Here is a 25,955-nt window from a genome sequence, read left to right as displayed (position 1 = left end):
CAAACCGTCCTAAATGTATAAATCTTTCTTAATCACCTTGTTATCATTTTGCGTTTTTTTAAGCGCTCCTTCTGCTGCCAGCGGAACACATGACTATAGTTTTAAAGTATCAAGAGGCGACGCGTTTTACAAATTTTTCTTTAGCACAGGCCTATCAGGAAAGCTTCTCAAAAAACTAATGGCCTCTGATGAAAGGGCTCAGAAGCTTAACAATATTTATCCTGGTGATAAGTTTAGGATAACCCTGAACGATAATCACGAGCTCGACCAAATCATTTATAGTCCAGCTAATGACAACCCTTTATTTATAACCTATGACGGCCAATCTTTTAATTATGGCAAAGCCAATATCCAGCCAATTGGGAAATTATCTCAGACCATAATTACAATCCAAAAGTCTCTAAACTATGACGCCAAAAAAGCTGGGGTAGCTGCTGAAGTTACTAAAATGATGGTTGATAACTTTTCATGGGAGATGGACCTTAGTAGAGACCTAAGAAAGGGTGACAAATTTATGTTGTCTTGGAATGGAGGAAAAACTCCAATTGCAATGATTTACGTTGGAAGTAGAAAAACTATTGCACTTTTTTCATACAAAAATACTCTTGGTCAAAATAAATACTTTACTTCAAAGGGCGCCACTATAAACGACACCTTTGCATTTGCACCTACAAAATATAATCGAATTAGCTCGGGCTTTACAAAAAGGCGATTCCACCCTACGCTCAAGATCTATCGCTCACATCGAGGCACTGATTTTGCAGCTCCCTCTGGAACACCGGTCTACGCGCCTGCAAAAGGAATTGTGAAATATAGGGCCACGTTATCTGGCTATGGCAACGTTATCTATTTAAAGCATGGCTCTAACTATCTTACCGTTTATGCCCACCTATCAAAATTTGCTGCGGGCTTAAAGTCTGGAAAAAAAGTTAAAAAAGGGGAATTAATTGGCTATGTAGGGACTACAGGTCAATCTACTGGTCCCCATCTTCATTATGAAATTCGCGTTAATGGGATCCACCAAGATCCTGAAAAAATAAAATTACCTAAACAATCTTTCGTGCCAACTAGCGCAATGCCAGAGTTTCAAAAAAGGGCAAGACAAATTCTTCAGAATCTAAACATAAAGTAACACTCTTTTATTCTTCAGTTTTATCAATACCCCAGCTATTGCGCAATCGATTAAAATAAATACTTTAGTTTGTTTTATAGTTCTTATGCATTCCAGTTTGCAAACAAAGCTATCCCTACCTCTTCTTCATCGCGGCAAGGTGAGGGATATTTTTGATATTGATAAAGACAACATGCTTATAGTTACAACCGATAGGCTTTCAGCTTTTGATGTTGTTTTTGATCAGCCTATTTCAGAAAAAGGAAAAATTCTCACATCAATAGCAAACTATTGGTTTGATAAAACTGAGCACATTATTCAAAACCACCTAACAGACATTGGGCTTGATGAAGTGTTGCCAGGTAACGAGGCTGAAGCGCTTGAAGGAAGGGCAATTGTTGTAAAAAAACTCAAACCACTGCCTATTGAAGCTGTTGTAAGAGCCTACTTAATTGGCTCTGGCTGGAAAGAATACTTAGGGTCTGGGTCTATTTGTGGAATAGACCTCCCTCCTAATATGGTTCTTGCTGAAAAACTTAAAAACCCTATTTTTACTCCTTCTTCAAAAGCTGTACCTGGTGAGCATGATGCCAATATATCTTTCAAAGAGGTTGTTTCACTAGTGGGCGAAGATATTGCAGAGCAAATCAAAAAAATAAGCCTTACTCTTTATAATTTTGCTGAAAAACATGCGCTATCTCGAAGTGTTATTATTGCTGACACAAAGTTTGAATTTGGCCTGGACTCTGAAAACAAGTTGACCCTAATGGATGAAATTTTAACTCCAGATTCTTCAAGATTTTGGTCTTTGGCCGACTATTCTTCAGGGAAAAGTCCAAAAAGCTTTGATAAACAAATTATTAGAGACTATCTTGAAACGCTTGACTGGGATAAAACCCCTCCTGCTCCGATAATTCCAGAGTCAATTATGAATAAAACTGCTGAAAAATATAGGAACATTCAATCGATATTATGCAGTTAAGTGGCCACATAAAAATGATGAACACCTCTCTTGAAGTGGGCAGCGCAAAATATAGCCTTCCTATTGGAGAGAATCTAATTGACATGAACGCTGTTGTAGGAAAGCATATTGAGCTCAAATATAATGACGTAATACTTTGTGCTAATTGTGGAGTGAGGACTAAAAAAAGCTGGTCTGGGGGCTATTGCTTTCCCTGTACACAAGTTTTAGCTAGATGCGACTTATGCATCATGAGGCCTGAGACTTGTCACTATTCTGAGGGCACTTGTAGAGAGCCGCAATGGGGTCTTAACTACTGTTTTCAGCCAACCATTATTTATCTTGCAAATACATCTAAACCTAAGGTTGGAATCACCAATAAAAAAAGGATTTATAGCCGTTGGATTGAACAAGGGGCAGTTTCAGCGCTGCCTATACTTGAGGCAAAGTCACGTCTAGACTCCGGGAAGATTGAAGTTGCATTAAAACAATTTGTTGCCGACAAAACAAACTGGCGAAATATGCTAAAAAATGAAGTGGAGCAATCAGATCTTTCGTCTCTAAAAGAGACATTACTAGGTGAAATTGCAGGCACGATAAAAGAAACTGAGGCCACAGTCCTTAGTGATGATGAGGTAAATATAAACTACCCTGTGCTAAAATATCCTACAAAGGTTGTGTCTTTAAACTTTGATAAGACGCCTATCATCACAGGTGTTCTAGAAGGCATAAAAGGACAATATTTGTTGTTAGACAGTGGTGTGCTTAATATAAGAAAATTTAGCTCTTATCACCTTACAATCAGCAGCTAATGGACTAATGAAAGTCAATATGATAAATTTTGCCAAACAATTTATAAATCAAAAAAATAAGCGATTAACACTTCTTGGGATGTCTGGCGTAGGCAAGACTCATCTTGCTAAACTTATTGGCGAAGAAGGTGGGTGGTACCATTTTTCTGGAGATTATAGAATTGGAGCGACTCATCTTAAAGAAGTCATCATTAACAATGTAGCTAACAAAATGAAAAATGATTCATGGCTTAAGCCACTTATAGAAAACAACTCTATAAGTGTTAATAGTCAAGTTACTTTTGATAACTTAGAGCCAATTTCTGCGTTTCTTGGAAAAGTTGGCAATCCTGAAGAAGGCGGACTTCCTATTGAGGAGTTTATTCATCGCCAAAGTCTTTTTTTGGAAGCAGAAAAAAAGACAATGTATGAGGTTCCTCATTTTATTAATAAGTCTTTAAAAGACGGTTACGCTCATTTTATTAACGATGCTGGGGGAAGCCTATGCGAGCTAGAAGACAGAAAACTTTATCAACTTCTGTCAGAAAAAACACTAATTATTTATATCAAAACAAGCAAGGAAAATGAGAGATTACTTATTGATAGAGCTAAAAGCCAGCCAAAACCAATGTACTATAACCCAAGGTTTTTTGAGAAAGCTCTTCACTCCTACTTGAAAGAAAATAGTTTAGCTTACGCAGCTCAAATTAGCCCAAATGCTTTTGTTAGCTGGGTGTTTCCAAAACTAGTTGCAGATAGGCTTAAAAAATACAGCGCACTTGCCGATGAATACGGCTGCACAATAGAAAGTGATGCGCTTCATAAGTGCAGTTCTGCAAAGGATGTCTTAAATTTAATCTCTAGCGCGCTTAAATAACATGCCTCTAATAGCACACTCTAAACTACCTTCATTTGAGCGCCTTGCAAAACAAGGCGAAACAATTCTTTCTATTGAGAGGGCTCAACATCAAACCATTAGAGAGCTTCATATTGGGTTATTAAATATGATGCCCGATTCTGCGCTTGAAGCAACAGAGAGGCAATTTTTTCGATTGATAGGCCATTCAAATCAAATTGCTCAGTTTTATGTCCACCCTTTTTCACTTTCAAGCGTCGAAAGAGGAAAACATGCGACAGCGCACATTAAAGAGCATTATAAAACCTTTGAAGAAATTAAACTTCAAGGACTTGATGCGCTAATTATTACGGGCGCTAATGTGACTGATCCAGACCTTCAGCTCGCTCCATTTTACGAACAGCTGAGAGAGGTTGTTGACTGGTCTTATGAAAACGTAACCTCGACCTTATGCTCTTGCCTTGCAACCCATGCTGTTTTAGAGTTTAAGTATGGCCAGAAAAGAAAGGCCGCTGGAAAAAAACATTGGGGCGTGTTTCCTCATCAGGTAATTGATAGAACACACCCTCTTGTTAAGGGTGTTAACACTCGCTTTGACATACCGCACTCACGATTTAATGAGATCACTGAGTCCCAATTTGAAGAGGCAAAGGCTGTAGTTTTAGCTAAAAGCGCTATTGGCGTTCACCTTGCAGTCAGTCCTGATCTTTTTAGAATTGTCTTCTTTCAAGGGCACCCTGAGTACGACTCCGTCAGTCTTTTAAAGGAGTATAAGAGAGAAGTTTCGCTTTACCTCGAAAAAAAAACCTTAGACTACCCACCATTTCCAAGCAATTATTTGTCGCTACAAAGTTGCGCTATTTTGACAGAGTATCGCGCCAGGCTTATAAATAAAACAGCGACTATTAAAGAATTTCCAGAAGAGATTCTTACAAAAACCCTAGACAACACCTGGCATGATAGTGCTAGTGCTATTATTAATAACTGGATTGGCTGTGTTTATCAGGTAACTAATGAAAACATTAGAAAGCCTTTTATGCAGACCATTGACCCAAATAATCCGCTAAGCCTAGAGAAGTGACGGAGTTAACGAGTGACCTTTTAAATTGGTTTATAAAACATGGCAGAAAAAACCTTCCTTGGCAATCTAGCCCTCCAAATGGATATCACGTATGGCTATCTGAGGTTATGTTGCAACAAACTCAAGTTAAAACTGTTATTGATTATTTCAACAACTTCATTAAAAAATTTCCAGATATAACTTCGCTCGCTAATGCAAGCGAGGATGATGTTTTGGCCGCATGGGCTGGACTTGGTTACTATAGCCGAGCTCGTAATTTACATAAAACTGCACAAATTACTTTAGCTCTTTACGGTGGTATTTTTCCCAAAACCTATTCAGAAGTTATAGCGCTTCCTGGTGTTGGCAAGTCAACTGCTGGAGCTATCTTATCTCTTACGTTCAGCCAGCCACATGCAATCCTTGATGGCAATGTGAAACGCGTCTTGGCAAGATATCACAGGGTGGAAGGTCACTATAGTTCGAGTAATGTTATGAATGAATTATGGCGTCTTGCAGAGCTTCATACCCCTGAAAAACAAAATGCAGAATACACACAAGCAATAATGGATGTTGGGGCTACTGTTTGCACCCCAAGAAAACCCCACTGTCAAAACTGCCCTATATCAAAGAATTGTGGGGCCTTTATTCATAATCAACAGAACATCTATCCAAACAAAAAACCTAAAAAAATAAAACCTGAACGAAATATTGTATTCTTAATTTATAAAAATGAAAAGGGTGAAGTTTATCTTAAAAAAAGACCAAGCGAAGGAATTTGGGGTGGGCTATGGAGCTTTGCTGAGTGCTCAGAAAACGAAGCAGAAATAGAAGAGACAATTATTAACCATAACCCTAAGGCAAAAATCGTCCAATCACTTACTAAATTCAAACATGCCTTTAGTCATTACACTCTTTGGATTAGTCCAATTATTGTAAGCTCTCCAGGATCATCTGATAATTACTACAAAACACATAATATTGCTCTTGGAGTTCCCGCACCAGTTAAAAAAATTATTCATTCGCTTGATTTAATAAACCATCATTAAAGCTGTGAGTAAAATAGCATAATGGAACTAATACGAGGCCTTCATAATCTTAAACATCAATCTGGTTGTGTTCTTACCATTGGTAACTTTGATGGTGTTCACGTTGGTCATCAGGAAATACTTAAAAAGCTTGTCTCAACTGCAAAAAATGAAGGCATTCCATCGCTTGTAATTTCTTTTTCTGTGACCCCTGAATCTTTTTTTGGAAGGACAAAAGCGAAACTAAGCAGCTTTAGGGACAAACACCTCTTTCTCGAGTCGCTTGGCATAGACAAACACCTTTTAATAAGGTTTAACAAAACTTTTTCCGAAATAAGCGCTGAGTCTTTTATCAACCAAACTCTGGTTAACAAAGTTGGCGTAAAGCATTGCTTTATTGGCGATGACTTTCGATTTGGCAAGGACCGTCTTGGGGACTTTTCAATGCTTCAAGAGATGTCTTCTGAGAAAGGCTATTTAGTTGATAAGATTAATGGGGTTCATCTTGAAGGCCAGCGAATTAGTAGCTCAGCAATACGAAAACTACTTTCCCAGGGGGATTTTAAAAAAGCAGAAACTTATCTTGGAAGGCCTTTTTCAATAAGCGGCAGGGTTGCTCATGGTGAAAAAATGGGGAGAACAATTGGATTTCCTACGGCAAATATAAGTATCAGACGAAAACTCAGCCCTGTTCTTGGGGTCTATAGTGTACTAGTTAAAATTAATACTACTACTTATACAGGTGTGTGCAATATTGGAAAAAGACCAACAATAGGGGGTATCAAGGTCCTTTTAGAGGTTTTTATTTTTAACTTTGATCAAGAAATTTATGGTGAACGTGTGACTGTTGTTTTCAAACAAAAGTGCAGAGATGAATTAAAATTTAATTCGCTTGAAGAACTTAAAAGTCAAATTAAAAATGATGTTGAAAAAAGCAAGGACTACTTTAAAGGCATGGTACTTTTAAGCTAATAGCTTCCAAGAGAGCGCCTCTCCCGCAAAAAAAGGCACCACATGTGAGCCAGAAAAATTATAGCTCTCAGGTATTCGCCATGTAGTCTTTTCTAGTGTAATTTTTTCTTGGTTTCTTTCAAGGCCATAAAAATCAGCGCCAAAGAAAGATGCAAACCCCTCTAGCTTATCAATTTTTCCAGCCCTATCGAATGCTTCAGCATAAAGCTCAATGGCCGCATGTGCGCTAAAGACTCCCGCACATCCACAGGACGCTTCTTTTTGATGCTTCTCGTGTGGCGCCGAATCTGTGCCTAGAAAAAATTTTGGGCTTCCTGAGGTCACTGCTGCGATTAGCGCCTCTTGATGTGGCAATTTTCTTTTCAGCACAGGTAAGCAATAAAAATGTGGCTTAATTCCACCCACAAGCATATGGTTTCTATTTGCTAAAAGATGGTGAGGAGTTATTGTTGCCGCTATATTTATTTCACATTCGTTTATAAAGTCAACAGCATCTTTTGTTGTTATGTGCTCAAGAACTATTTTGAGGCCAGGAAAGTCTCGCACTAGTTTAGTTAGCGTTTTGTCTATAAAAGCTTTTTCTCGGTCAAAGATATCAACGTCATTATCAGTTACTTCTCCATGTATTAGAAGTGGCAGACCTTCTTTTTGCATTTGCTCTAAAGCAGGATAAGTGCTTAATAGGTTTGTTACTCCACTATCTGAGTTAGTTGTAGCTCCCGCAGGATAAAGCTTTACTGCGTGAACCTCTTGGGCTTCACTCGCCTCAATAACTTCATTTTTAGTTGTGTGGTCTGTAAGATAAAGCACCATCAGAGGGTTAAAGGTTGTTTCTGCTGGCAAAGAGCTCATGATCTCTTTACGATAAGCTATTGCTTGCGATACATCTCTTATTGGCGGTGAAAGATTTGGCATAATGACCGCTCTTCCCATCTGTAAAGCGCTCATACCAACAACAGACTTCATTGCATGCCCCCCTCTAAGATGAAGATGCCAGTCGTCTGGCTTAGTGAGCGTTATTCTCTGCATTTAGAGCGCGCTGCCTCCAAAAAAATAAGTCTTATCCATGACACTGCTTATATTTTTTCCCAGACCCACAAGGGCAAGGGTCATTTCTTCCAACTTTTAAATTCTTTACCGGCTGCCCTGAACTAACTGCGCGACGCACAGAGGGGATTTTTTTTTGAACAGATGGCGGGCGTTCTTTTTTAGTTAAATTCTCAGGATTCATTTCAGGTTGCTTTTCAAGGCTCAAGCTGCAAAGGGCCTGAACCATCTCAATATTTATAGTCTCGAGCAAGACAGTAAACATTGAAAAAGACTCTCGCTTGAATTCTTGTACAGGGTTTTTTTGCCCATAGCCGCGCAAATTTACACTTTGTCTTAGCTGGTCCATTACAGCAAGGTGGTCTTTCCAATGCTGATCAAGGGCTCTTAACATAACCGCTTTTTCAAAAGTCCTCATTGTTTCACTTCCTATTGCATTTTCCTTGACCTGATGAGCAAGAGCAAGGCCCTGAAGAATCAATTTTAGAATTTCATCAACATCTGCGCCACCATCTATTTCTTCTTGGATTGGAATATTGGTTGCATAGTCTGCAATTAAAACATTATGAAGCGAATTAACATCCCAGTCTGCTTCAAGCATAGTCGTTGAAATATAGCCAGAAACTAGGCTGGAAATAACCCCTTCTCTGATAGCTTCATAACGATCCTTAACATCTTCAGTTCCCATTAATTCGTCTCTAAGCTGATAAACTACCTTTCTTTGGTCGTTCGCAACATCGTCATACTCAAGAAGGTGCTTACGTGCGTCATAGTGCATTCCTTCAACTTTTTTCTGCGCATTGGCAATTGTTTTATTCAGCCAACTATGTTCAAGGGCTTCTCCTTCTTTCATGCCAAGCTTTTTCATCATGGAGGCTGTTTTTTCAGATGCGAATATCTTCATTAAGCTGTCTTCAAGTGACAGATAAAACCGCGTTGATCCAATATCTCCCTGTCTTCCTGCTCGTCCGCGTAGCTGGTTATCGACCCTTCGTGATTCATTTCGCTCTGTGCCGATTATATGAAGGCCTCCCGAGTCTATAACACTTTGATGCTTAGCTTTCCAAGACTCAGTTTCAGCCTCACTAGGGACCTCTAAAGGCCTTCCCCCTAAAACAATGTCTGTTCCCCTTCCAGCCATATTTGTTGAAATAGTTACGGCTCCTGGCGCTCCAGCATTTGCAATAATCTCAGCCTCACGTTGGTGCTGCTTCGCGTTAAGAACCTCGTGTTTAATTTTATTTTTCGTTAGAAGAGCAGAAACACTTTCCGAGCTTTCGATGCTGTTTGTTCCCACAAGAACTGGCTGCATACTTTTTTGACACGCCTGAATGTCTTTCATAACAGCGTCAAGCTTTTCATTCATCGTTCCATAAATTAGGTCTGAGTGATCAATCCTTGAGGAGATTGTATTAGGGGGGACAACAACAACTTCTAGACCATAAATATCTTGAAGCTCAGATGCCTCTGTTTCAGCTGTTCCAGTCATTCCTGATAGCTTCTCGTAAAGCCTAAAGTAGTTTTGATATGTTATTGAGGCCAGAGTTTGGTTTTCTTTTTTAATGCTTACATTTTCCTTTGCCTCTATTGCCTGATGAAGACCTTCCGACCATCTTCTGCCTTCCATTGTTCTTCCAGTAAACTCATCAACAATCACAACCTCGTCATCTTTAACGAGATAATCAACATTTTTTTTAAACAATACATGGGCCCTAAGTCCTGACAATAAGTGCTGCATCAAAATAATATTGCTGGAGTCATATAGGCTAGACTCTGGGGCTAAGGCGCCAGCGGCTATAAGCATGTCTTCAGCTTTAATATGACCATCATCAGTAAGAAAAACCTGTTTATGTTTTTCGTCAAGAGTGTAATCTCCTGCAACTATAACCTCAACCTCCTTGCCCTCCCCAACTTCGGTTTGAAGTGTGAAGCTTGGAATCATTTTATCTATCGCGATGTAGACCTCCGCATGATCGCCTGTTGGCCCAGATATAACTAGTGGCGTTCTAGCCTCATCGATTAAGATCGAGTCAACCTCGTCAATAATTGCAAAGGCAAGCTTCTTTTGTGTTTTTTGCTCTTGAGAAAAAGCCATATTGTCTCTAAGATAGTCAAAACCAAGCTCATTATTTGTTGCATAAGTGATATCACAAGAATAAGCTTTTTGTTTTTCATCACCAGACATTCCTGAAAAAACCGTTCCAACTGAAAGCCCAAGAAAAGAAAACACTTTTCCCATCCATTCAGAGTCACGCTTTGCTAAATAGTCATTCACAGTTACAATGTGGACTCCTCTTCCAGCAAGCGCATTCAGATAGGCTGGCAGTGTTGCAACCAATGTTTTTCCTTCACCAGTTCCCATTTCCGCAATACTGCCCTCATTAAGAACCATGCCGCCAATAAGCTGGACATCATAATGCCGCAAACCTAAAACTCTTTGGCTTGCTTCTCTGACAACGGCAAAAGACTCAGCTAAAATGCTTTCCTCACTCTCTTTATTATTAAGCCTCTCTTTTAACTCTGCCGTCATTGAGACAAGCTCGTCATCACTCATCGAGCGCATCTTTTCTTCCAACGAATTAATTTTGGAAACTTGGCCGTTATACTTTTTTATTAGCCGGTCATTATGAGACCCTAAAACTTTTGATAAAACATTATTTATAATACTCATAGAAGACGAACGAAATTAATTAATAAAACTGGGGTATTTTCTCATATATGCAAGACAAAACAAAAGGAAACCCTACAAATTTTAAAGTTGGCAGCAATCTAAGCTCTTTATTTGAAAAAGCAAAAGAACATAACCACTTAAACGCATTAATTAAGGCGCAGTACTCTGAACAGTTTAAAGGTCTTAATCTTTGCTTTTTAGGCTCTCAAGGCGTTACCCTACTTGCTAAAAACTCATCCATAGCCTTCCGAGCTGAAAAACAAAAAACAAATCTCCTCTCTTTAATTAAACAAATCGAGGGCCTAACAAATATCAAATCAATCACTATTAAGGTTGATAAAAAAAACTACTAGTCATTTGGGTCATTTTTTGCTTTTAAATATCAACCATTTACATTATAATGGTGCGGCTTTTTATCTTAATATCTTAAAACATTTTTATGTCCGAACAAACAATCGACCTAAAGAAAAGACGTTTTTTAACCAAAGCCACTAGTGTAGTTGGTGCGGTTGGTGTTGGTTTTGCAGCATGGCCTTTTTTATCAACATGGAAACCGTCGGCTAAAGCTAAAGCAGCAGGAGCCCCTATAGATGTTGATATTTCTAAATTAGAGGCTGGTCAGCTTGTTCGTGTCTTATGGCGTAAAAAACCTGTGTGGATATTTAAACGTGATGAAAAAGCATTAGAGTCTCTTGACTCAGAAGACCTAATTAAAAATCTTGATGATCCAGATGGTACAGGCAACTCTAAAAACCAACAGCCAAATTATGTAACGTCTAATTTTCGAGCCATCAAAAATAAAGAAAGTGTTGCTGTTATCGTTGGAGTTTGCACTCACCTAGGCTGCTCTCCAACCTATAGACCAGAGCCTGGTGCAGCTGATCTTGGTGGAGACAGTTGGAAAGGTGGTTTTTATTGCCCATGTCATGGCTCTAAGTTTGACCTTGCTGGAAGGGTTTATGCAGGTGTGCCTGCCCCAACTAACCTAGTAATCCCTCCGTATCAATACGTCACTGATTCATTGATTCGTATTGGAGTTGACCAACAAAAAACATAAGAGAAAATATGAATAATAAACAAAGTTGGATAGACCAAAGATTTCCATTATCTAAAGTTATTAATGAACATTTAGCAGAATACTACACCCCCAGAAATTTTAACTTTTGGTATTTCTTTGGTGGCTTAGCAGTAGTGATGCTTTTAATGCAGCTGGTTACTGGGATATTCTTAACCATGCACTATAAGCCTGACGCAGAGTATGCTTTTGCCTCCGTTGAGTATATTATGAGAGACGTTGAATGGGGCTGGTTTATACGCTATATGCACTCAACAGGGGCCTCTGCTTTTTTTGTAATAATTTATCTTCATATGATGCGCGCCCTTTTATATGGCTCTTATAAGGGACCGAGGGAATTGATATGGATACTTGGCATGGTGCTGTATATTCTTTTATTAGCTGAAGCTTTCATGGGCTATGTTTTGCCTTGGGGACAAATGTCGTTTTGGGGTGCTCAAGTAATTATTTCACTTTTTGGATCAGTTCCGATTGTAGGGCCAGATTTATTAGTTTGGATTTTGGGTGATTATGCTGTTGGTGATGCGACTTTAAATCGTTTCTTTTCATTGCATGTTGTTGTCATTCCACTTATTCTTGTTGTTCTTGTTTTTTTGCATATTGTTGCACTTCACCACGTTGGATCAAACAATCCAGATGGAATTGAAATAAAAAAAAATAAAGATGTGGATGGTATTCCAAAAGACGGAATCCCCTTTCATCCATACTTCACAATTAAAGATAGTGTTGTTGTTGTTGGGTTTTTATGGATATTTTGTGCAGTTGTTTTTTATGCACCAGCACTAAACGGGTATTTTCTAGAGGCTCCGAATTTCATCGAGGCCAATCCACTTAAAACGCCTGAACATATTGCGCCATTATGGTACTTAACTCCCTATTACTCAGTATTAAGGGCAATTCCTCCACTGTTTGGCTCACAATTTCCTGGAGTATTAGGAATGTTTGCAGCGCTTGGAGTGTTTTTCCTCCTTCCTTGGCTAGATCGAAGTCCAGTTAAATCAATACGCTATCGAAGCCCAATCTATAAATGGATTCTTGGGACTTTTGTTGTCAGCTTTATTATGCTAGGCTGGCTTGGTGTTCAACCAGTTACCCCTTTATATGTTTTACTGGCTCGTATTTTTACGACTTTGTATTTTTCATTTTTTATCTTAATGCCCTGGTTTAGTACTCTAGGAAAAACCAAAGAGGTTCCAGAAAGGGTTACTGGATAATATATGAATATTAAATTAAAATTAATAGTTGGCTTATCTGTTCTTCTTTTTTCCGTAAACATTTTTGCTGCTAGTAAGGTTCATTTAGATCATGCAGATACTGATATTTTTGACGAAGCCTCCTTACAAAATGGCGCAAAACTTTTTATGAATTATTGCTCAGGTTGTCATGAGATAAGCTTGATGCGTTACAATCGAATTGCTAAAGACCTAAACCTAACCGAAGAGCATGTTGCTAGAAATCTAATGTTTGCTGGAAATAAAGTAGGGCAAGCCATTACTACAGCTATGCCAGAAGGTGCTGCAACTAAATGGTTTGGAGGCGTTCCGCCAGATCTCTCTTTAGTTTCAAGGTCAAAAGGAACTGACTGGATTTATACTTATCTCAGAAGTTTTTATGATGACGAGGAGAGAATTTTTGGGGTAAACAATAAAGTTCTGGTAAATGCTTCTATGCCAGATGTCTTATGGTCATTAAGAGAAAGTCAATCTGAAGCAGGGTTTGACCAGAGCGTTCTTGATATAACAAATTTCTTAGACTATGTTGGTGAGCCAGCAAAGCTAATCCGCCTAAAACTAGGTAAATGGGTATTACTGTTCCTTAGTATTCTATTTATTCTTGCCTATATGCTTAAGAGAGAGTACTGGAAAGATGTTAAATACGGCATATGGAGGCCGCGCGATTAATTTCTGATACAATCTTTATCTTTACATCCCTTGCTCTAAAAGGCAAGGCTATTTTTTTTTAATTTGGTGCAAAAACTATGCTATCTAAACCTAATCCGTCTTCAACGACCCTCTATGCTGCTTCTGAAGAGCTTGAGTCACATGCAGTTCGATTTATTATGGCTCACAAGTTAATTGAGCGAGAGGTTATAGAGCTTAAGTTTGATGAAATGCCAGAAGAAGTTTTAGAGCTCAATCCTTGTGAAACTCTTCCAACACTTTTTGATAGAGGAATGGTTCTATATGACCTCTCTGTAATTATGGAATACCTAGATGAAAGATTCCCCTTTCCTCCTCTTTTGCCAGTTGATCCTATTGAAAAAGCGGAAAAACGCCTTCTAATTTATCGTTTCACGAGATCAGAAGGCTGCTGGTACGAGCTTGTTGATAAAATTCTACATGGCGCCAAAAAGGAAAGTGATGCTGCAAGAAAAACTTTACATGGAAATCTTATAGAGCTACTGCCTTTATTCTCTCATAAGCCCTATTTTAAAAGTGAAACAATGACCCTTGTTGATGTCTGTATCGCCCCCATTCTATGGCGTCTTAATCTTTTGGGCATATCTTTAGACGGTAAAAAAGCAAAACCAATTATGGAATATGCAAACAGGCTTTTTGAAAAAGAGGGCTTTCATGAAAGCCTAACTTTTGCTGAAAAGGACTTTAATTAAAAAAACTTATGTCAAGTGTAGTCCCCTATTTAATCCGCGCTTACTGTGATTGGATAGAGGACTCTAGTTTTACCCCTCATATACTCGTTAACTCTGAAAAAACAGGTGTTTCGATTCCTGAAGGCTTTGCAAGTGACGGTAAAATTATTTTAAACATTGCCTCTTCTGCAACAGAAGGCCGAGTAATAACCAACAAGTCTATCAGCTTTAAGGCTAGATTTAATGGAAGGCCTGAAAAAATTATTGTACCGTGCAACTCGGTATTATCTATTTATGCCAAAGAAAATGGTGAGGGAATGTTTTTTGACAACAAAGCCGATCCCCTTGATCAAGAAAACCAGAAACCAAATCTAACTATATTAGATTAGTCTTTCAATTTTAGAATTAAAAAATTCAATATTACCTTTTGCAAAAGGAAGTATTGGAACATCTGTGTATGCAGCAAGAGACTCTTTATTAGAAAGCGTGTTCGGTTTAATTTCGTTTAACACAAGACACACAATTTTTAGATTATTTTTCTTTGCAGCCTCAATAGCCAGCAATCCTTGGCTAACAGCGCCTAGCTCATCTCGAACAATAATGATAACTGGCAGCTGAAGACAAACAGCAAGGTCAGAATTAAGGGATCTTTCTGCAATTGGGGAATAGATCCCGCCTGCCCCCTCTACCAAGACAAAACTGTCTTCCACTTGGTTGTTACAGGCATGCACTAAGTCATCTAAACTTAGGGTCTTTCCAGCGCTTGTACTAGCTTCTTCAGGGCTAGCTTCAAGAATAAAACAATTAGAACAAACTATGTTTATAGGCTCGTTTGTATTACAAGCCTCTTTAAGTGCAATAGCGTCTTTTGGGATATAGCTTCCATCCACAAGGTCGCAGTTTGTTTCAACAGGCTTTCGAACCTTTACTTCTCTTACCTTGCTGAGATGCTTAACAATTTCAATGGCTACAGTAGTTTTGCCAACCTCTGTATTGCTGCCTGTTATAAAAACTCCATTCATAGCGACATTTTAGACGAAGTTATCAACCTCCAAGTCGCCATAAAAGTATAATGGCGACAATGCAAAATAATCTTAAAACAAGTTTTTGTGGGATGGCATTAAACTCACCAATCATTTTGCTTTCCGGGTGTGTTGGGTTTGGTGAAGAGTACACTCGAATCAAGGGCTTCTCTAACTCCGATGTCGGTGCGGTCTGCTTAAAAGGAACTACTCTTGGGCCAAGGCTTGGAAACAAACTTCATAGAATTGCTGAAACCCCTAACGGAATGCTCAATGCTATTGGCCTTCAAAACCCAGGAACAACTGCTGTCATAAATGACATAATGCCAGGTCTGGATAAAAAAGAAACTAGGTTCATTATTAATATTTCTGGATCAACCGTTGAAGAATATGGTGAAATTGCAAAGCACTTTGATGACTCTGATATTGATGCTATCGAAATAAATATTTCCTGTCCAAATGTAAAAGAAGGCGGTGTTGCTTTTGGCAATGACCCCGAGATGTCTTTTAGAGTTGTTGAGATTTGCAGAAAAAACACTTCTAAACCAATTATTACAAAACTATCTCCAAATCAAACAGACATTGCCTCCAATGCATTAAGGTGTATTGACGCTGGAAGTGATGGGCTTGCCGTTATAAATACAGTCATGGGAATGGCTATTGATATTGAAAAACAAAAGCCAGTAATAGGAAATAATCAAGGAGGGCTGTCTGGTCCTGCTATAAAACCGATTGCACTTTTGAAAGTTCACCAGGTTCACCAGGTTAGTAAAAAATATAATATCCCTATAATTGGTCAAGGGGGAATTGTATCGGCTAATGACGCGATTGAATTCATTATTGCTGGAGCAGACACAGTTGGTATTGGAACTGCACTCTTTTATGACCCCCTTGTTTGCCAAGAAATAAACCAAGGGATTAGTAAATATCTAATAGAACACAACTTAAAAGACGTTCAATCTTTAGTTGGCTCTCTTAGTTTAAATTAAAAACTTATAAAATTAATGATGCAAAAAGAATATAACGCCGCTTTAATTGAAAAAGAAGCACAAGAATATTGGGCCACTAATAACTCCTTTGTTGTGATTGAAGACAAAACTAAAGAAAAGTATTTCTGCCTATCAATGCTGCCTTATCCTTCTGGAAGGCTTCATATGGGTCACGTTCGAAACTATAGTATTGGTGACGTAATTTCAAGATACCAAAAAATGCTTGGAAAGAATGTTATGCAGCCTATTGGCTGGGATGCATTTGGACTTCCAGCTGAAAACGCTGCTATAAAAAACCAGGTTCCTCCTGCTGGGTGGACTTATGAAAATATTAAGCACATGAAAGAACAGCTTGTAGAGTTGGGTTTTGGTTATGACTGGTCAAGAGAATTAGCAACTTGTCATCCAGAGTACTATCGCTGGGAACAATGGTTTTTTGTAAAGCTATTTGAAAAGGGTCTTGTGTATAAGAAAAAAGCAGTCGTAAACTGGGACCCTGTAGACCAAACAGTTTTGGCTAATGAGCAAGTGGTTGAAGGTTGTGGCTGGCGATCTGGAGCGCCTGTTGAAAAGAAAGAGATTTCTCAGTGGTATATGAAAATAACTGACTATGCAGAAGAGCTTCTTGCGGACATACAAAAACTCGACGGCTGGCCAGATGCTGTAAAAATGATGCAAACAAACTGGATTGGCAAATCTGTTGGGCTTGACATTAAATTTAAGCTTAATGGGTCTGAAGCACTCACTGTATATACAACAAGGCCCGATACTTTATTAGGCGTTACTTATCTTGCAATTGCTGCAGAACATCCTCTTGCTATTGAGGCTGGAAAGGGTAGCAATGAAATTCAAGTGTTTCTTGAGGAGTGCAAAAAAATGGAAACGGCTGAAGCAGCTATTGAAACTATGGAGAAAAAAGGCATTGATTCTGGATTGACTTGTATTCATCCAATAACGGGCGAATCTACTCCAATTTGGATAGCAAATTTTGTTCTTATGGGCTATGGAACAGGTGCAGTGATGAGTGTTCCTGCGCATGATCAAAGAGACTATGAATTTGCAAAAAAATATAATATATCCATCGTGAATGTTATATCCAACCAAAGTGGTAAAGTGGATACTAGCATGACAGCATACGTTGATAAAGGAATTCTTATAAACTCTGGTGAGTTTAACGGCTTAGGTTTTGATCAGGCGTTTAGCGCAATCAGTGAAAAACTTTCAAACCTGAAAATGGGAGAGCTTAAGACTAATTATCGTCTTAGGGATTGGGGTGTTTCAAGACAGCGTTACTGGGGCTGCCCAATCCCAATAATTAATTGTCCTTCTTGCGGAGCTGTTGCAGAAAGCCTTGAAAACCTGCCTGTAAGGCTTCCTGAAAATGTTGAGCTTGATGGTGTTGGCTCTCCATTAAAAAAGATGCCTAATTTTTATAGCGTATTGTGCCCTAAATGCGGCGGAAAGGCGGAAAGAGAAACGGACACTTTTGATACTTTTTTTGAGTCTTCTTGGTACTTTGCAAGATACACATGTGTTGATCAAAGCAATGCTATTTTAGATGAGCGTGCAAACTATTGGCTTCCTGTAGATCAATATATAGGTGGAATTGAACATGCGATCTTGCACCTTTTATACTCACGTTTTTTCACAAAACTATTGCGTGATGAGGGAATAATTAAAGCAAGTGAGCCTTTTACAAATCTTCTTACACAAGGAATGGTTTTGAAAGATGGCGCCAAAATGAGCAAATCAAAAGGAAATACAGTTGATCCTCAAGAAATGATTGCTAAGTATGGGGCTGATACGGCAAGACTTTTTATACTTTTTGCAGCGCCGCCAACACAAGATCTTGAGTGGTCAGATACTGGAATTGAGGGTGCTTATAGGTTTGTAAACAAATTTTATCGTCTTGTTACTGGGTTTATAGATTCCAATAAAAACAATAAAGCCTTAAAAGTTAGTCTTGAAGATCTAAATGATGGACAAAAAGAAGTTAGGAAAAGAACACATTTAGCGCTAAAAAAAGTAGGTGATGATTTAGGCAGAAGACATTCATTTAATACAGCCATTGCAACCATGATGGAGCTCAACAATACTTTGTCTAAATTTACAGATACAACTGAAAAAGGAGTCGCTGTTAGGCAAGAATCGATTGAAATCATGGTCAAGTGTCTTAGTCCAGTAATTCCCCATTTATGTCATCATCTTTGGCTTTTATTAGGCGGTAAAGATGCTGTAGTCGATGCTAAATGGCCAGTTGTTGACGAATCTGCGCTTATTCAAGACAATATACAAACCATAGTCCAAGTTAATGGAAAATTAAGAGCAAAAATGATGGTCCCATTAAACTCTGACAATCAAAAAATCCAAGAGTTAGCTTTTACTGATGAAGGGGTTTGTAAACATATAAAAAACAAAGAAATAATTAAAGTTATTGTTGTTCCAAACAAACTTATAAACATAGTTGTTAAGTAAAAATTATAGTTACTGTGAATGGAATTAACGATTTAACATTTTTTCAATTTGCTCTCTTAATATTAGCTCCATTACAAAGCCCATTTTACCTCCAGGAACAACCAAGGTATTTGGCCGTGACATAAAAGAACCTGCAACCATATCTTGTAAATAAACAAAGTCACAGTACTTATGATCTTGAAACCTAACAACTACAAAGCTTTCATCCTGGGTTGGTATGTCTCTTGCAATAAAGGGGTTTGAAGTGTCTACTGTTGGAACACGCTGAAAATTAATATGTGTTCTTGAAAACTGAGGCGTAAGATAATTAATATAGTCCCACATTCTTCTGTGAATTGTGTCTACTGTTGCTTCAGCCGAATAGCCTCTTTGCTCCTTGTCTCTATGAATTTTTTGGATCCACTCTAAGTTTACTACAGGCACTACACCAATCAATAAATCAACAAATTTTGCAACATCTATATTTCCATCTTTAACTCCACCATGAAGTCCTTCATAAAATAGCAAATCACTATCCCTTCCTACCTCCTCCCAATCAGTAAACTCCCCAGCTTTTTTTTCAAAAGGGATGCCTTCTTCGTCAGAATGAATATAGTAGCGGCGCTTGCAATAACCTTTTTCACCATAATCTCTAAAGGTGCTTTCAATTAAATCAAAGTGGTTGGCCTCTGGACCAAAATGACTAAAGTATTTATTTCCTTTTTTATCTTCAGCCTCCATGGTGCTTTTCATTTGCTTACGATCAAATTTATGAAAGCTATCACCTTCAATAATTACTGGAGTTGCTCCAACACGTGAGAAAATATGATTAAACGCATTTTTAACGGTCGATGTACCAGCACCAGAAGACCCAGTTATGGCAATTACCGGATGTTTTATTGACATGGCCCACTTCATTATAAGAAAATTCTATTTATTATCTTACAAACAAGGTCAAGGTATTAATAAATAAATTCATAACCGCTTGAATTTAAATCACGGGGAAGTTTTTACTTAATTAAAAATCTAAGTTATCAACTTTTAGGGCGTTTTGTTCAATGAAGTTCCTTCTTGGCTCTACTTCATCTCCCATTAATGTTGTAAAAACATCATTAGAGGCTATAGCGTCTTCAATTTTCACTCGAAGCATTACTCTTGTCTCTGGGTTCATCGTAGTGTCCCAAAGCTGATCAGGGTTCATCTCTCCTAGCCCCTTGTATCTCTGAAACCCCTGTCCTTTTCTTGCTTCAACAAGTAAAAAATTCAGAGCAGTAGAAAAATTAGGTGTTTTAATTTCTTTCGCCCCTTTTTGAATGTATGTCTCATTATCAAACATACTCTCAACTTGATCTGAATATGCCTCAATTTTTTTATACTCTGCTGAGTTAAAAAAGCCCTCATCAAGACAAATATTTGTCACTTCTACTCCATAAGTTTTCAAAGAGTATAGGATGCTATTATTTTTAAACTCTAAAATATTTTGCTCTGACATCGAGCTATTGTTGTTCATTTTTTCTTGAAGTTTAACACACCATTCTTTTGATATTTTTTCGTCAGATAAATCTAATTTTGGCATTCCCAACATAGACATTAACAAAGGCTCATTATATTTTTTACCAACTTTTTCAATAGTACCAATTGTACTATAGTACTTAGTAACAAGCTTTTCAAGCGCCATTCCCTGAATAGCTGGAGCATCCTTACTAACAAAAAGACTAGCATCATGGATTGCCTCTTGCTGAAGATATTCATTAAGCTCAATATCATCCTTAAGATATCGCTCTTGCTTGCCTTTTTTAATTTTATAAAGGGGTGGTTGTGCAATAAATAAATAGCCATTCTCAATTAGCTCTGGGTAGTGGCGATAGAAGAACGTTAAAAGTAGGGTTCTAATGTGGGCCCCATCAACATCGGCGTCTGTCATAATAACTATCTTGTGATATCTAAGCTTTGTAAGGTCATACTCTTCTTTACCAATACCACAACCCAAAGCAGTAATCAGTGTTCCAACCTCTTGAGAAGATAGAATTTTTTCGAATCTTGCTTTTTCTACATTTAAAATTTTACCTTTTAGGGGTAGAATTGCTTGTGTTCTTCTATCCCTTCCTTGTTTGGCTGATCCTCCTGCAGAATCGCCCTCTACTAAGAAAATTTCTGATTCAGCAGGGTCTTTAGTTTGACAGTCGCTTAGTTTTCCTGGAAGTCCCGCTATATCTAAAGCGCCTTTACGACGAGTCATTTCACGTGCTTTTCTAGCAGCGTCGCGAGCCCTGGAGGCATCAAAAATTTTCCCAATAATAATTTTAGCTTCAGCAGGATTTTCAAGAAGATATTCACTTAATTTCTCACTTACAGAAGACTCAACTGGCGCTCTAACTTCAGATGAAACTAACTTATCTTTTGTTTGTGATGAAAACTTAGGGTCTGGAACCTTAATTGACAATATAGCAGTCAAACCCTCTCGAGTATCTTCTCCAGTAATAGCAGCTTTTTCTTTTTTTGCTAACCCTGATGCATCTATGAAGTTATTAAGCGTTCGTGTTAATGCAGCTCTTAAGCCAGCAAGATGCGCCCCGCCATCTCTTTGTGGAATGTTATTAGTAAAACAATATACACTTTCATTGTAGGAGTCACTCCATTGGAGTGCTACATCAACAGTAATGTCGTCTTTCTCTGTAGAAATTGAAATAATGTCGTTATGAATTGGGTTTTTAGACTTGTTTAAGTGCTCTACAAAGGCTTTAATACCGCCCTCATAAACAAAAATATCTTTTTGATCAGTGCGCTCATCATGAATTTCAATACGAACACCTGAATTTAAAAAAGACAGTTCACGTAATCTATTTGACAAAGTCTCAAACTTAAAAACTGTTTCAGTGAAAATCTCCACACTTGGCTTAAAGTGAATTGTTGTGCCTGTTTTATCTGATTTTCCTATGGTTTTAATTGGTGAAACTGGAACACCTAGAACATAGTCCTGCTCATAGCTTTCACCAGACCTATGAATGGATAGTTTTAGTGTTTCAGAGAGGGCGTTTACTACAGAGACACCAACTCCATGAAGACCACCAGAAACCTTGTATGAGTTATCATCAAACTTACCGCCAGCATGAAGTACAGTCATAATAACTTCAGCTGCAGATATTCCTTCTTCAGGATGAATATCGACTGGTATTCCGCGACCATCGTCTGTTACAGATATTGAGTTATCATCGTGTATTACAACCTCAATTTTTGAGCAGTGGCCAGCTAGAGCCTCATCAATTGAATTATCAACAACTTCGAACACCATATGATGAAGACCAGTACCATCGTCTGTATCACCAATATACATTCCAGGGCGCTTTCTAACAGCGTCTAAACCCTTTAAAACTTTAATATTGGAGGCTTGGTATTCTTCAGTCATAAATGGCCCTTAAAAAATGAATTTATTATACCACGGGCAGTAACTTTGTCGACAAATCATATAACATTTCTCACAATGTTGTAATAGAGAAACTACAGTTTAAACACTAGTAATAACTCCATTCTTAATATGGTAAATATTGGTTTTTTTTGGGTCTAAAGGAAGGTCTTTATTTCCAATATCGGTTATAAATATTTGTATATTTAGGTTTGTCAAAAAATCAAGTATTGAGTTAATTTTTTCCTGGTCTAGCTCCGAAGAAATATCGTCAATCAGAACGACTGGGTCAGAGCTGTTTTTTGCTAAAACAAGTACTTGAAGCATCCAAAAAACAATTGAAAGTTTCTTTTGCTCCCCCCTTGAAAGAAAGCCTTCATTTTTTTTACTTAAATAGAAATCAATTGAGGCCCTGTGTGGACCATACCCCAAATGTTTGGTTTTTATAAAAGAACTTTTATTGTTTTGGAGATACTTTTTAATTTCGTTTTGGTTAAGGCTATCAACATCCTTTACCCAGCCTGTTTGTAATTTAAACTCTAGGCTTTTTGTGGAATCAACAAAACTCTTAAGAGACAGCAAGGGGCTCTCTTCAAGTATTTGTGTCAGTTTCTGTATGTAGTTTATTCGAGCTTCAGTAATCTCAACAGATAAGAAGGCGAATTTTGAGAACCACTCTTCAAGTTGATTTTGATTGTTTCCTGTTAGTATTGCATTTATATTTTTTAGGGCTTTATTATAGGATTTATATGTTTTTAATACTTCTTTGTTGTCATGAAAAACACCCCAATCAAGATAAGATCTTTTTAGCTTTGGTGTTCCGCCAACTATAAACCCCCTATCAGGAGAAATAATTTGTGTTGGTAGGTGTTGGCTTAAAAGGCTATTACTGGTAATTTTTTCAGTACCAATTACAATGGTGCTTTTACTTTTAGATTTACTTAAAGTTACCTTTTCACCATCGATTATTGCATTTATTTGAATAAGGTCTTTTTCAAAAGGAATTACATCTTTAATATTTTTTGTTTTAAACGATCGACTGTGTCCTAAATAATATATAGACTCAATAAAGTTAGTTTTTCCTTGGCCGTTACTGCCAAGAATTAGGTTTATATTTTTGTTGGGCTCTAGATACTGATCGTTTAAATTTCTAAATCTTGCAACATGCAGTTTCTCAATTATTGCCATGTATTAATCTTGGCTATATTCTCATTGGCATGATTATGTACTGATAGCTTTCATCACCCATTGCGCTTAGTAAACAAGATTTATTTTCGCCACCTGGTATAACCATATTTACTTCTTTTGAGCTTAATTTTTCTAGAACAGAGATTAAGTAATGGATGTTAAAAGCAATTTCAAGTTCTTTTTCTTGTTTTGTAACTTCTATTTGTGTTTCAGCCCTTCCTCTTTCTGAGTGAGAAAATATACTAAGCTTGTCATCTCTAAAAACCAGTTTTACACCCTTTGTTCTTTCGTCAACAAAAATTGATGCTTGTTGTAAGCTAGAGAGAAAATCTGCTCGATCTATAACAATTGTGTTGCTGAAGTCGGTTGGCATAACTTGCTTATAGTTTGGAAAATTCCCATCAATTAAACGACTAATAATTTTCGTATTTGTATCTACTAATGAGAAATAGTTGTCTGATAGATGAATTTCTGCCATATCTTGAGTGCTTTTATTTAGTAGTTTGGTTAACTCTAACACTGCTTTTCTTGGAAGAATTACTGTCTTTTTATCTTCTAAATTATTGCTTTGTTTTACTTCACCAATTGAGAGTCTATGTCCATCAGTTGCTACAACAGTTAACGAGTCTTTGTTCAATTCAAAAAACAGTCCGTTTAAATAGGCCCTAATATCTTGATTTCCCATAGAAAAACTTGTGTTCTCTATTAGTTCTTTTAGTGCATCTTGTTTTATTTTTATTACGCTTGTATTTTGTGTTTTAGGAAGCGCTGGAAAATCTAAATGATTGAATGTATTTAACTCAAATGTATTCTTATTTGCATTTAGATAAACTTTATTTTCTTCAATTTTAAATTTAATTTTTGTTTTTTCTGGGAGTTTTCTTACAATATCTATTAAATCTTTTGCATATATTGTGAATGTCGCCTCTGTTTCACTTTTTATTTCATTTGAAGCACTTATTTCAAGCTCCATATCTGTTGTCGTAAGCGTTAATACTTTGTCTTTCAATTGAATTAATACATGCGAAAGTATTGGGAGGGTTTGTTTTTTTTCAACAACCCCAATTACAGTTTGTAAAGGTTCAATTAATTCTTCAACGCTTAATTCAGTGTTCATAGGCTGGATGTCTTTATAAATTAATTATTATTATTATTAGTGTTCTTATTTTCTGTTAATTTCTATTTTTTTTTATTTAAAATCAACAGCATAAGTGGTGTATATCTTGTTAATATCTTCAGATTTGTTTTTACACTATTGTTAGTTATTGTTCTAATTATAAGATGTTTTGTTTCTTATCAACAACACAACTTATAATTTTTTGTTTATAAGTTAGTAATTTTAATTGTTATATTTTCAATATCGTTTTTAATCTCTTCGTTTGTGTTTATAAGTCCTTTTAGTTTTTCACAGGAATACAAAACCGTAGAGTGGTCCCTGTTTCCAAAATTTTGACCAATTTTTGCTAGCGATAAAGATGTTAGTTCGTGACATAAGTAGATTGCCATTTGTCTTGCTTTGACTAAATGCTGTTTTCGCGAATTTGAAATTAAGTCAGAAACTGTTATCCCATAAAACTTACTAACTGTTTTTTGAACTTCATTTACTTCAATAATAAGTTTTTTTGGTTTAATTAGATCACCTAGTGCGCCCTCTACAACATCTTTGGTTATAAAAGAATGATCTATTTGAGAAAAGTCAACAAAAGCCTTTAGTTTAAGAAGCGCCCCTTCTAGGTCTCTAACATTCGAAACAACATGACTTGCAATAAAAAGAGCAACATCCTCACTAAGATCAAGAGATATTTGAGGATTTTGAGACTTCTTTAATAAGATAGCTGCCCTCATTTCTAACTCTGGGGGCGAAAGCTGTAAATTTAACCCTTGCGAAAAACGAGTTTTAAGCCTATTTTCAAGATCTTTAATGTTTTTAGGCGGTTGGTCACATGTAAAAATAATTTGTTTTTTTGTGCTAAACAAAAAATTAAAAATATGAAAAAACTCTTCTTGTGATTTATCTTTGCCAGCTATTAAGTGAATATCGTCAACCAATAATAAATCAGCTGACTGATAAAAAAGCTTAACATTTTCTATTGTATTGTGCCTAAGGCTGGTTGTAATGTTTCTTACAAAATCCATTAATGGAACATAGATTATTTTTGTATTCGGGTTTTTTTCTAGCGCCAGATGCCCTGCAGCTTGCATTAAATGGGTTTTTCCAAGACCAGACTCACCATAAATAATAAAAGGATTGTATGGAGAGGCTCCAATCTTCTCTGCAATCTGTCTACTCGCAAGAGCCGCAACCTGATTAGCGCTTCCTAAAACCAGACTATCAAAAGTATATTCTGGGAATAATGGAGTTGTATGGTGCTTTGTGTGGCCAGCAATTTTTTTACTAGAATCAACAACGCCAAACCTAACCTTTAGTTTGCGATCAAACTCTGATACTGCGAGAACAATTGCAGCCTCTAGATTTTTATGATTATTTATATATTTAAGTGCAGAAGCACTTGGCGCATAAAGGTAAAGAGTCTCGTTTCTTTCTGCTGCCTTTAGGGGTTTAACCCATACACTGAACTCACCTAATGGCAGTGTATTTTTTAGCGATTCTAGGCACTGGACCCAAGTTTGAGACATAAGAAAAAAGGTTAAAATTGGAAAATAATATACTAATGATACCTGTAATAGTCCTAAAGAAGATTAAAGCCTTTGTTAGATTTGGTTGATATTTAGGCCT

At 37.2% G+C, this 25,955-nt stretch carries 23 protein-coding genes; 15 read left to right on the top strand and 8 right to left on the bottom strand.

All coding sequences use genetic code 11. The features are described 5' to 3' along the window. Window positions 1-13: 13 nt before the first annotated feature. The 7 genes from ABXT51_RS00115 to ribF all read left to right on the top strand — a co-directional run bounded on the left by ABXT51_RS00115 (window position 14) and on the right by ribF (window position 6,779). A complete protein-coding gene (locus ABXT51_RS00115; RefSeq protein ID WP_416695534.1) occupies window positions 14-1,132 on the top strand; it encodes a peptidoglycan DD-metalloendopeptidase family protein in 1,119 nt (372 codons plus the stop codon). A gap of 85 nt (window positions 1,133-1,217) precedes the next feature. Beyond that, a complete protein-coding gene (locus ABXT51_RS00110; protein WP_416695532.1) occupies window positions 1,218-2,093 on the top strand; it encodes a phosphoribosylaminoimidazolesuccinocarboxamide synthase in 876 nt (291 codons plus the stop codon). After that, window positions 2,084-2,884 carry a DUF2797 domain-containing protein gene (locus ABXT51_RS00105; protein ID WP_416695530.1) on the top strand — a complete coding sequence of 267 codons (801 nt, stop codon included), beginning with the start codon at window positions 2,084-2,086 and terminating at the stop codon, window positions 2,882-2,884. The genes ABXT51_RS00110 and ABXT51_RS00105 overlap by 10 nt, the downstream gene beginning before the upstream one ends. Window positions 2,885-2,903: 19 nt before the next feature. Continuing rightward, complete coding sequence (locus ABXT51_RS00100; protein WP_416695528.1) at window positions 2,904-3,740, top strand: ATPase; 837 nt, start codon at window positions 2,904-2,906, stop codon at window positions 3,738-3,740. A gap of 1 nt (window position 3,741) precedes the next feature. Then, a complete protein-coding gene (gene metA / locus ABXT51_RS00095) occupies window positions 3,742-4,800 on the top strand; it encodes a homoserine O-succinyltransferase MetA (RefSeq protein WP_416695526.1) in 1,059 nt (352 codons plus the stop codon). Continuing rightward, the gene (gene mutY / locus ABXT51_RS00090) at window positions 4,797-5,828 is read left to right on the top strand and encodes an A/G-specific adenine glycosylase (protein ID WP_416695524.1); all 1,032 of its coding nucleotides are present in this window, start codon (window positions 4,797-4,799) and stop codon (window positions 5,826-5,828) included. Before metA ends, mutY begins: the two co-directional genes overlap by 4 nt. Before the next feature lie 21 nt (window positions 5,829-5,849). Further along, on the top strand, window positions 5,850-6,779 hold the full coding sequence (gene ribF, locus ABXT51_RS00085; protein WP_416695522.1) for a bifunctional riboflavin kinase/FAD synthetase: 930 nt from the start codon (window positions 5,850-5,852) through the stop codon (window positions 6,777-6,779). On the opposite strand, the gene pyrC is transcribed toward ribF, so the two are convergent. Then, window positions 6,771-7,808, bottom strand: a complete 1,038-nt coding sequence (pyrC, locus tag ABXT51_RS00080) for a dihydroorotase (protein ID WP_416695520.1) — start codon at window positions 7,806-7,808, stop codon at window positions 6,771-6,773. The two genes, ribF and pyrC, sit on opposite strands and share 9 nt — an antisense overlap. Before the next feature lie 31 nt (window positions 7,809-7,839). Further along, window positions 7,840-10,497, bottom strand: coding sequence for a preprotein translocase subunit SecA (secA, locus tag ABXT51_RS00075; protein ID WP_416695518.1), 2,658 nt, complete (start codon window positions 10,495-10,497; stop codon window positions 7,840-7,842). 47 nt (window positions 10,498-10,544) lie between these two features. Between secA and ABXT51_RS00070 the strand changes: the two genes are divergently transcribed. The 6 genes from ABXT51_RS00070 (at window position 10,545) to ABXT51_RS00045 (ending at window position 14,551) form a co-directional block, all read left to right on the top strand. Then, window positions 10,545-10,850 carry a hypothetical protein gene (locus tag ABXT51_RS00070; protein ID WP_416687040.1) on the top strand — a complete coding sequence of 102 codons (306 nt, stop codon included), beginning with the start codon at window positions 10,545-10,547 and terminating at the stop codon, window positions 10,848-10,850. An 86-nt stretch (window positions 10,851-10,936) separates the two neighbouring features. After that, window positions 10,937-11,554, top strand: coding sequence for a ubiquinol-cytochrome c reductase iron-sulfur subunit (gene petA / locus ABXT51_RS00065; protein ID WP_416695516.1), 618 nt, complete (start codon window positions 10,937-10,939; stop codon window positions 11,552-11,554). 8 nt (window positions 11,555-11,562) lie between these two features. Next, window positions 11,563-12,786, top strand: a complete 1,224-nt coding sequence (locus ABXT51_RS00060) for a cytochrome b N-terminal domain-containing protein (protein ID WP_271541963.1) — start codon at window positions 11,563-11,565, stop codon at window positions 12,784-12,786. A gap of 3 nt (window positions 12,787-12,789) precedes the next feature. Continuing rightward, a complete protein-coding gene (locus ABXT51_RS00055) occupies window positions 12,790-13,473 on the top strand; it encodes a cytochrome c1 (protein WP_416695514.1) in 684 nt (227 codons plus the stop codon). 77 nt (window positions 13,474-13,550) lie between these two features. After that, entirely contained in the window at window positions 13,551-14,183 is a 633-nt protein-coding gene (locus ABXT51_RS00050) for a glutathione S-transferase N-terminal domain-containing protein (RefSeq protein ID WP_416695512.1), read from the top strand. An 8-nt stretch (window positions 14,184-14,191) separates the two neighbouring features. Then, window positions 14,192-14,551, top strand: a complete 360-nt coding sequence (locus tag ABXT51_RS00045) for a ClpXP protease specificity-enhancing factor (RefSeq protein ID WP_416695510.1) — start codon at window positions 14,192-14,194, stop codon at window positions 14,549-14,551. Here the strand turns inward: ABXT51_RS00045 and bioD are convergent. Continuing rightward, window positions 14,543-15,184 (bottom strand): dethiobiotin synthase, encoded by a 642-nt coding sequence (bioD, locus tag ABXT51_RS00040; RefSeq protein WP_416695508.1) that lies wholly within the window; start codon window positions 15,182-15,184, stop codon window positions 14,543-14,545. The two genes, ABXT51_RS00045 and bioD, sit on opposite strands and share 9 nt — an antisense overlap. A gap of 50 nt (window positions 15,185-15,234) precedes the next feature. Here bioD and ABXT51_RS00035 point away from each other — a divergent pair, with 50 nt between their 5' ends. Then, window positions 15,235-16,173 carry a dihydroorotate dehydrogenase gene (locus ABXT51_RS00035; protein ID WP_416695506.1) on the top strand — a complete coding sequence of 313 codons (939 nt, stop codon included), beginning with the start codon at window positions 15,235-15,237 and terminating at the stop codon, window positions 16,171-16,173. Between the two features lie 18 nt (window positions 16,174-16,191). After that, window positions 16,192-18,648, top strand: coding sequence for a leucine--tRNA ligase (leuS, locus tag ABXT51_RS00030; RefSeq protein WP_416696317.1), 2,457 nt, complete (start codon window positions 16,192-16,194; stop codon window positions 18,646-18,648). Window positions 18,649-18,672: 24 nt separating this feature from the next. On the opposite strand, the gene ABXT51_RS00025 is transcribed toward leuS, so the two are convergent. The 5 genes from ABXT51_RS00025 to dnaA form a co-directional block, all read right to left on the bottom strand. Continuing rightward, window positions 18,673-19,533 carry a phosphoribulokinase gene (locus ABXT51_RS00025; protein ID WP_416695504.1) on the bottom strand — a complete coding sequence of 287 codons (861 nt, stop codon included), beginning with the start codon at window positions 19,531-19,533 and terminating at the stop codon, window positions 18,673-18,675. 112 nt (window positions 19,534-19,645) lie between these two features. Next, on the bottom strand, window positions 19,646-22,033 hold the full coding sequence (gyrB, locus tag ABXT51_RS00020) for a DNA topoisomerase (ATP-hydrolyzing) subunit B (RefSeq protein WP_416695502.1): 2,388 nt from the start codon (window positions 22,031-22,033) through the stop codon (window positions 19,646-19,648). A gap of 99 nt (window positions 22,034-22,132) precedes the next feature. After that, the gene (gene recF, locus ABXT51_RS00015; protein WP_416695500.1) at window positions 22,133-23,218 is read right to left on the bottom strand and encodes a DNA replication/repair protein RecF; all 1,086 of its coding nucleotides are present in this window, start codon (window positions 23,216-23,218) and stop codon (window positions 22,133-22,135) included. A gap of 13 nt (window positions 23,219-23,231) precedes the next feature. Then, window positions 23,232-24,335, bottom strand: coding sequence for a DNA polymerase III subunit beta (gene dnaN / locus ABXT51_RS00010; protein ID WP_416695498.1), 1,104 nt, complete (start codon window positions 24,333-24,335; stop codon window positions 23,232-23,234). Between the two features lie 206 nt (window positions 24,336-24,541). After that, window positions 24,542-25,855: a chromosomal replication initiator protein DnaA gene (dnaA, locus tag ABXT51_RS00005; protein WP_416695497.1), complete on the bottom strand. Its 1,314-nt coding sequence runs from the start codon at window positions 25,853-25,855 to the stop codon at window positions 24,542-24,544. Window positions 25,856-25,955 lie beyond the last annotated feature (100 nt).

It is taken from the genome of Candidatus Pseudothioglobus sp. Uisw_050_01, from assembly GCF_048085775.1.
Taxonomy (GTDB): domain Bacteria; phylum Pseudomonadota; class Gammaproteobacteria; order PS1; family Pseudothioglobaceae; genus Pseudothioglobus.
This window is presented reverse-complemented; position numbering and strand designations above follow the sequence as displayed.

Bases quoted from the DNA above. Each gene is read 5' to 3' on its own strand.
- ABXT51_RS00105 (WP_416695530.1), top strand. From the start codon at position 2,084: ATGCAGTTAAGTGGCCACATAAAAATGATGAACACCTCTCTTGAAGTG.
- ABXT51_RS00045 (WP_416695510.1), top strand. From the start codon at position 14,192: ATGTCAAGTGTAGTCCCCTATTTAATCCGCGCTTACTGTGATTGGATA.
- metA (WP_416695526.1), top strand. From the start codon at position 3,742: ATGCCTCTAATAGCACACTCTAAACTACCTTCATTTGAGCGCCTTGCA.
- ABXT51_RS00025 (WP_416695504.1), bottom strand. From the start codon at position 19,533: ATGTCAATAAAACATCCGGTAATTGCCATAACTGGGTCTTCTGGTGCT.
- petA (WP_416695516.1), top strand. From the start codon at position 10,937: ATGTCCGAACAAACAATCGACCTAAAGAAAAGACGTTTTTTAACCAAA.
- secA (WP_416695518.1), bottom strand. From the start codon at position 10,497: ATGAGTATTATAAATAATGTTTTATCAAAAGTTTTAGGGTCTCATAAT.
- bioD (WP_416695508.1), bottom strand. From the start codon at position 15,184: ATGAATGGAGTTTTTATAACAGGCAGCAATACAGAGGTTGGCAAAACT.
- ABXT51_RS00110 (WP_416695532.1), top strand. From the start codon at position 1,218: ATGCATTCCAGTTTGCAAACAAAGCTATCCCTACCTCTTCTTCATCGC.
- ABXT51_RS00050 (WP_416695512.1), top strand. From the start codon at position 13,551: ATGCTATCTAAACCTAATCCGTCTTCAACGACCCTCTATGCTGCTTCT.
- gyrB (WP_416695502.1), bottom strand. From the start codon at position 22,033: ATGACTGAAGAATACCAAGCCTCCAATATTAAAGTTTTAAAGGGTTTA.
- ABXT51_RS00035 (WP_416695506.1), top strand. From the start codon at position 15,235: ATGGCGACAATGCAAAATAATCTTAAAACAAGTTTTTGTGGGATGGCA.
- ABXT51_RS00055 (WP_416695514.1), top strand. From the start codon at position 12,790: ATGAATATTAAATTAAAATTAATAGTTGGCTTATCTGTTCTTCTTTTT.
- ABXT51_RS00060 (WP_271541963.1), top strand. From the start codon at position 11,563: ATGAATAATAAACAAAGTTGGATAGACCAAAGATTTCCATTATCTAAA.
- ABXT51_RS00070 (WP_416687040.1), top strand. From the start codon at position 10,545: ATGCAAGACAAAACAAAAGGAAACCCTACAAATTTTAAAGTTGGCAGC.
- ABXT51_RS00100 (WP_416695528.1), top strand. From the start codon at position 2,904: ATGATAAATTTTGCCAAACAATTTATAAATCAAAAAAATAAGCGATTA.
- recF (WP_416695500.1), bottom strand. From the start codon at position 23,218: ATGGCAATAATTGAGAAACTGCATGTTGCAAGATTTAGAAATTTAAAC.
- ribF (WP_416695522.1), top strand. From the start codon at position 5,850: ATGGAACTAATACGAGGCCTTCATAATCTTAAACATCAATCTGGTTGT.
- leuS (WP_416696317.1), top strand. From the start codon at position 16,192: ATGCAAAAAGAATATAACGCCGCTTTAATTGAAAAAGAAGCACAAGAA.
- pyrC (WP_416695520.1), bottom strand. From the start codon at position 7,808: ATGCAGAGAATAACGCTCACTAAGCCAGACGACTGGCATCTTCATCTT.
- dnaA (WP_416695497.1), bottom strand. From the start codon at position 25,855: ATGTCTCAAACTTGGGTCCAGTGCCTAGAATCGCTAAAAAATACACTG.
- dnaN (WP_416695498.1), bottom strand. From the start codon at position 24,335: ATGAACACTGAATTAAGCGTTGAAGAATTAATTGAACCTTTACAAACT.
- ABXT51_RS00115 (WP_416695534.1), top strand. From the start codon at position 14: ATGTATAAATCTTTCTTAATCACCTTGTTATCATTTTGCGTTTTTTTA.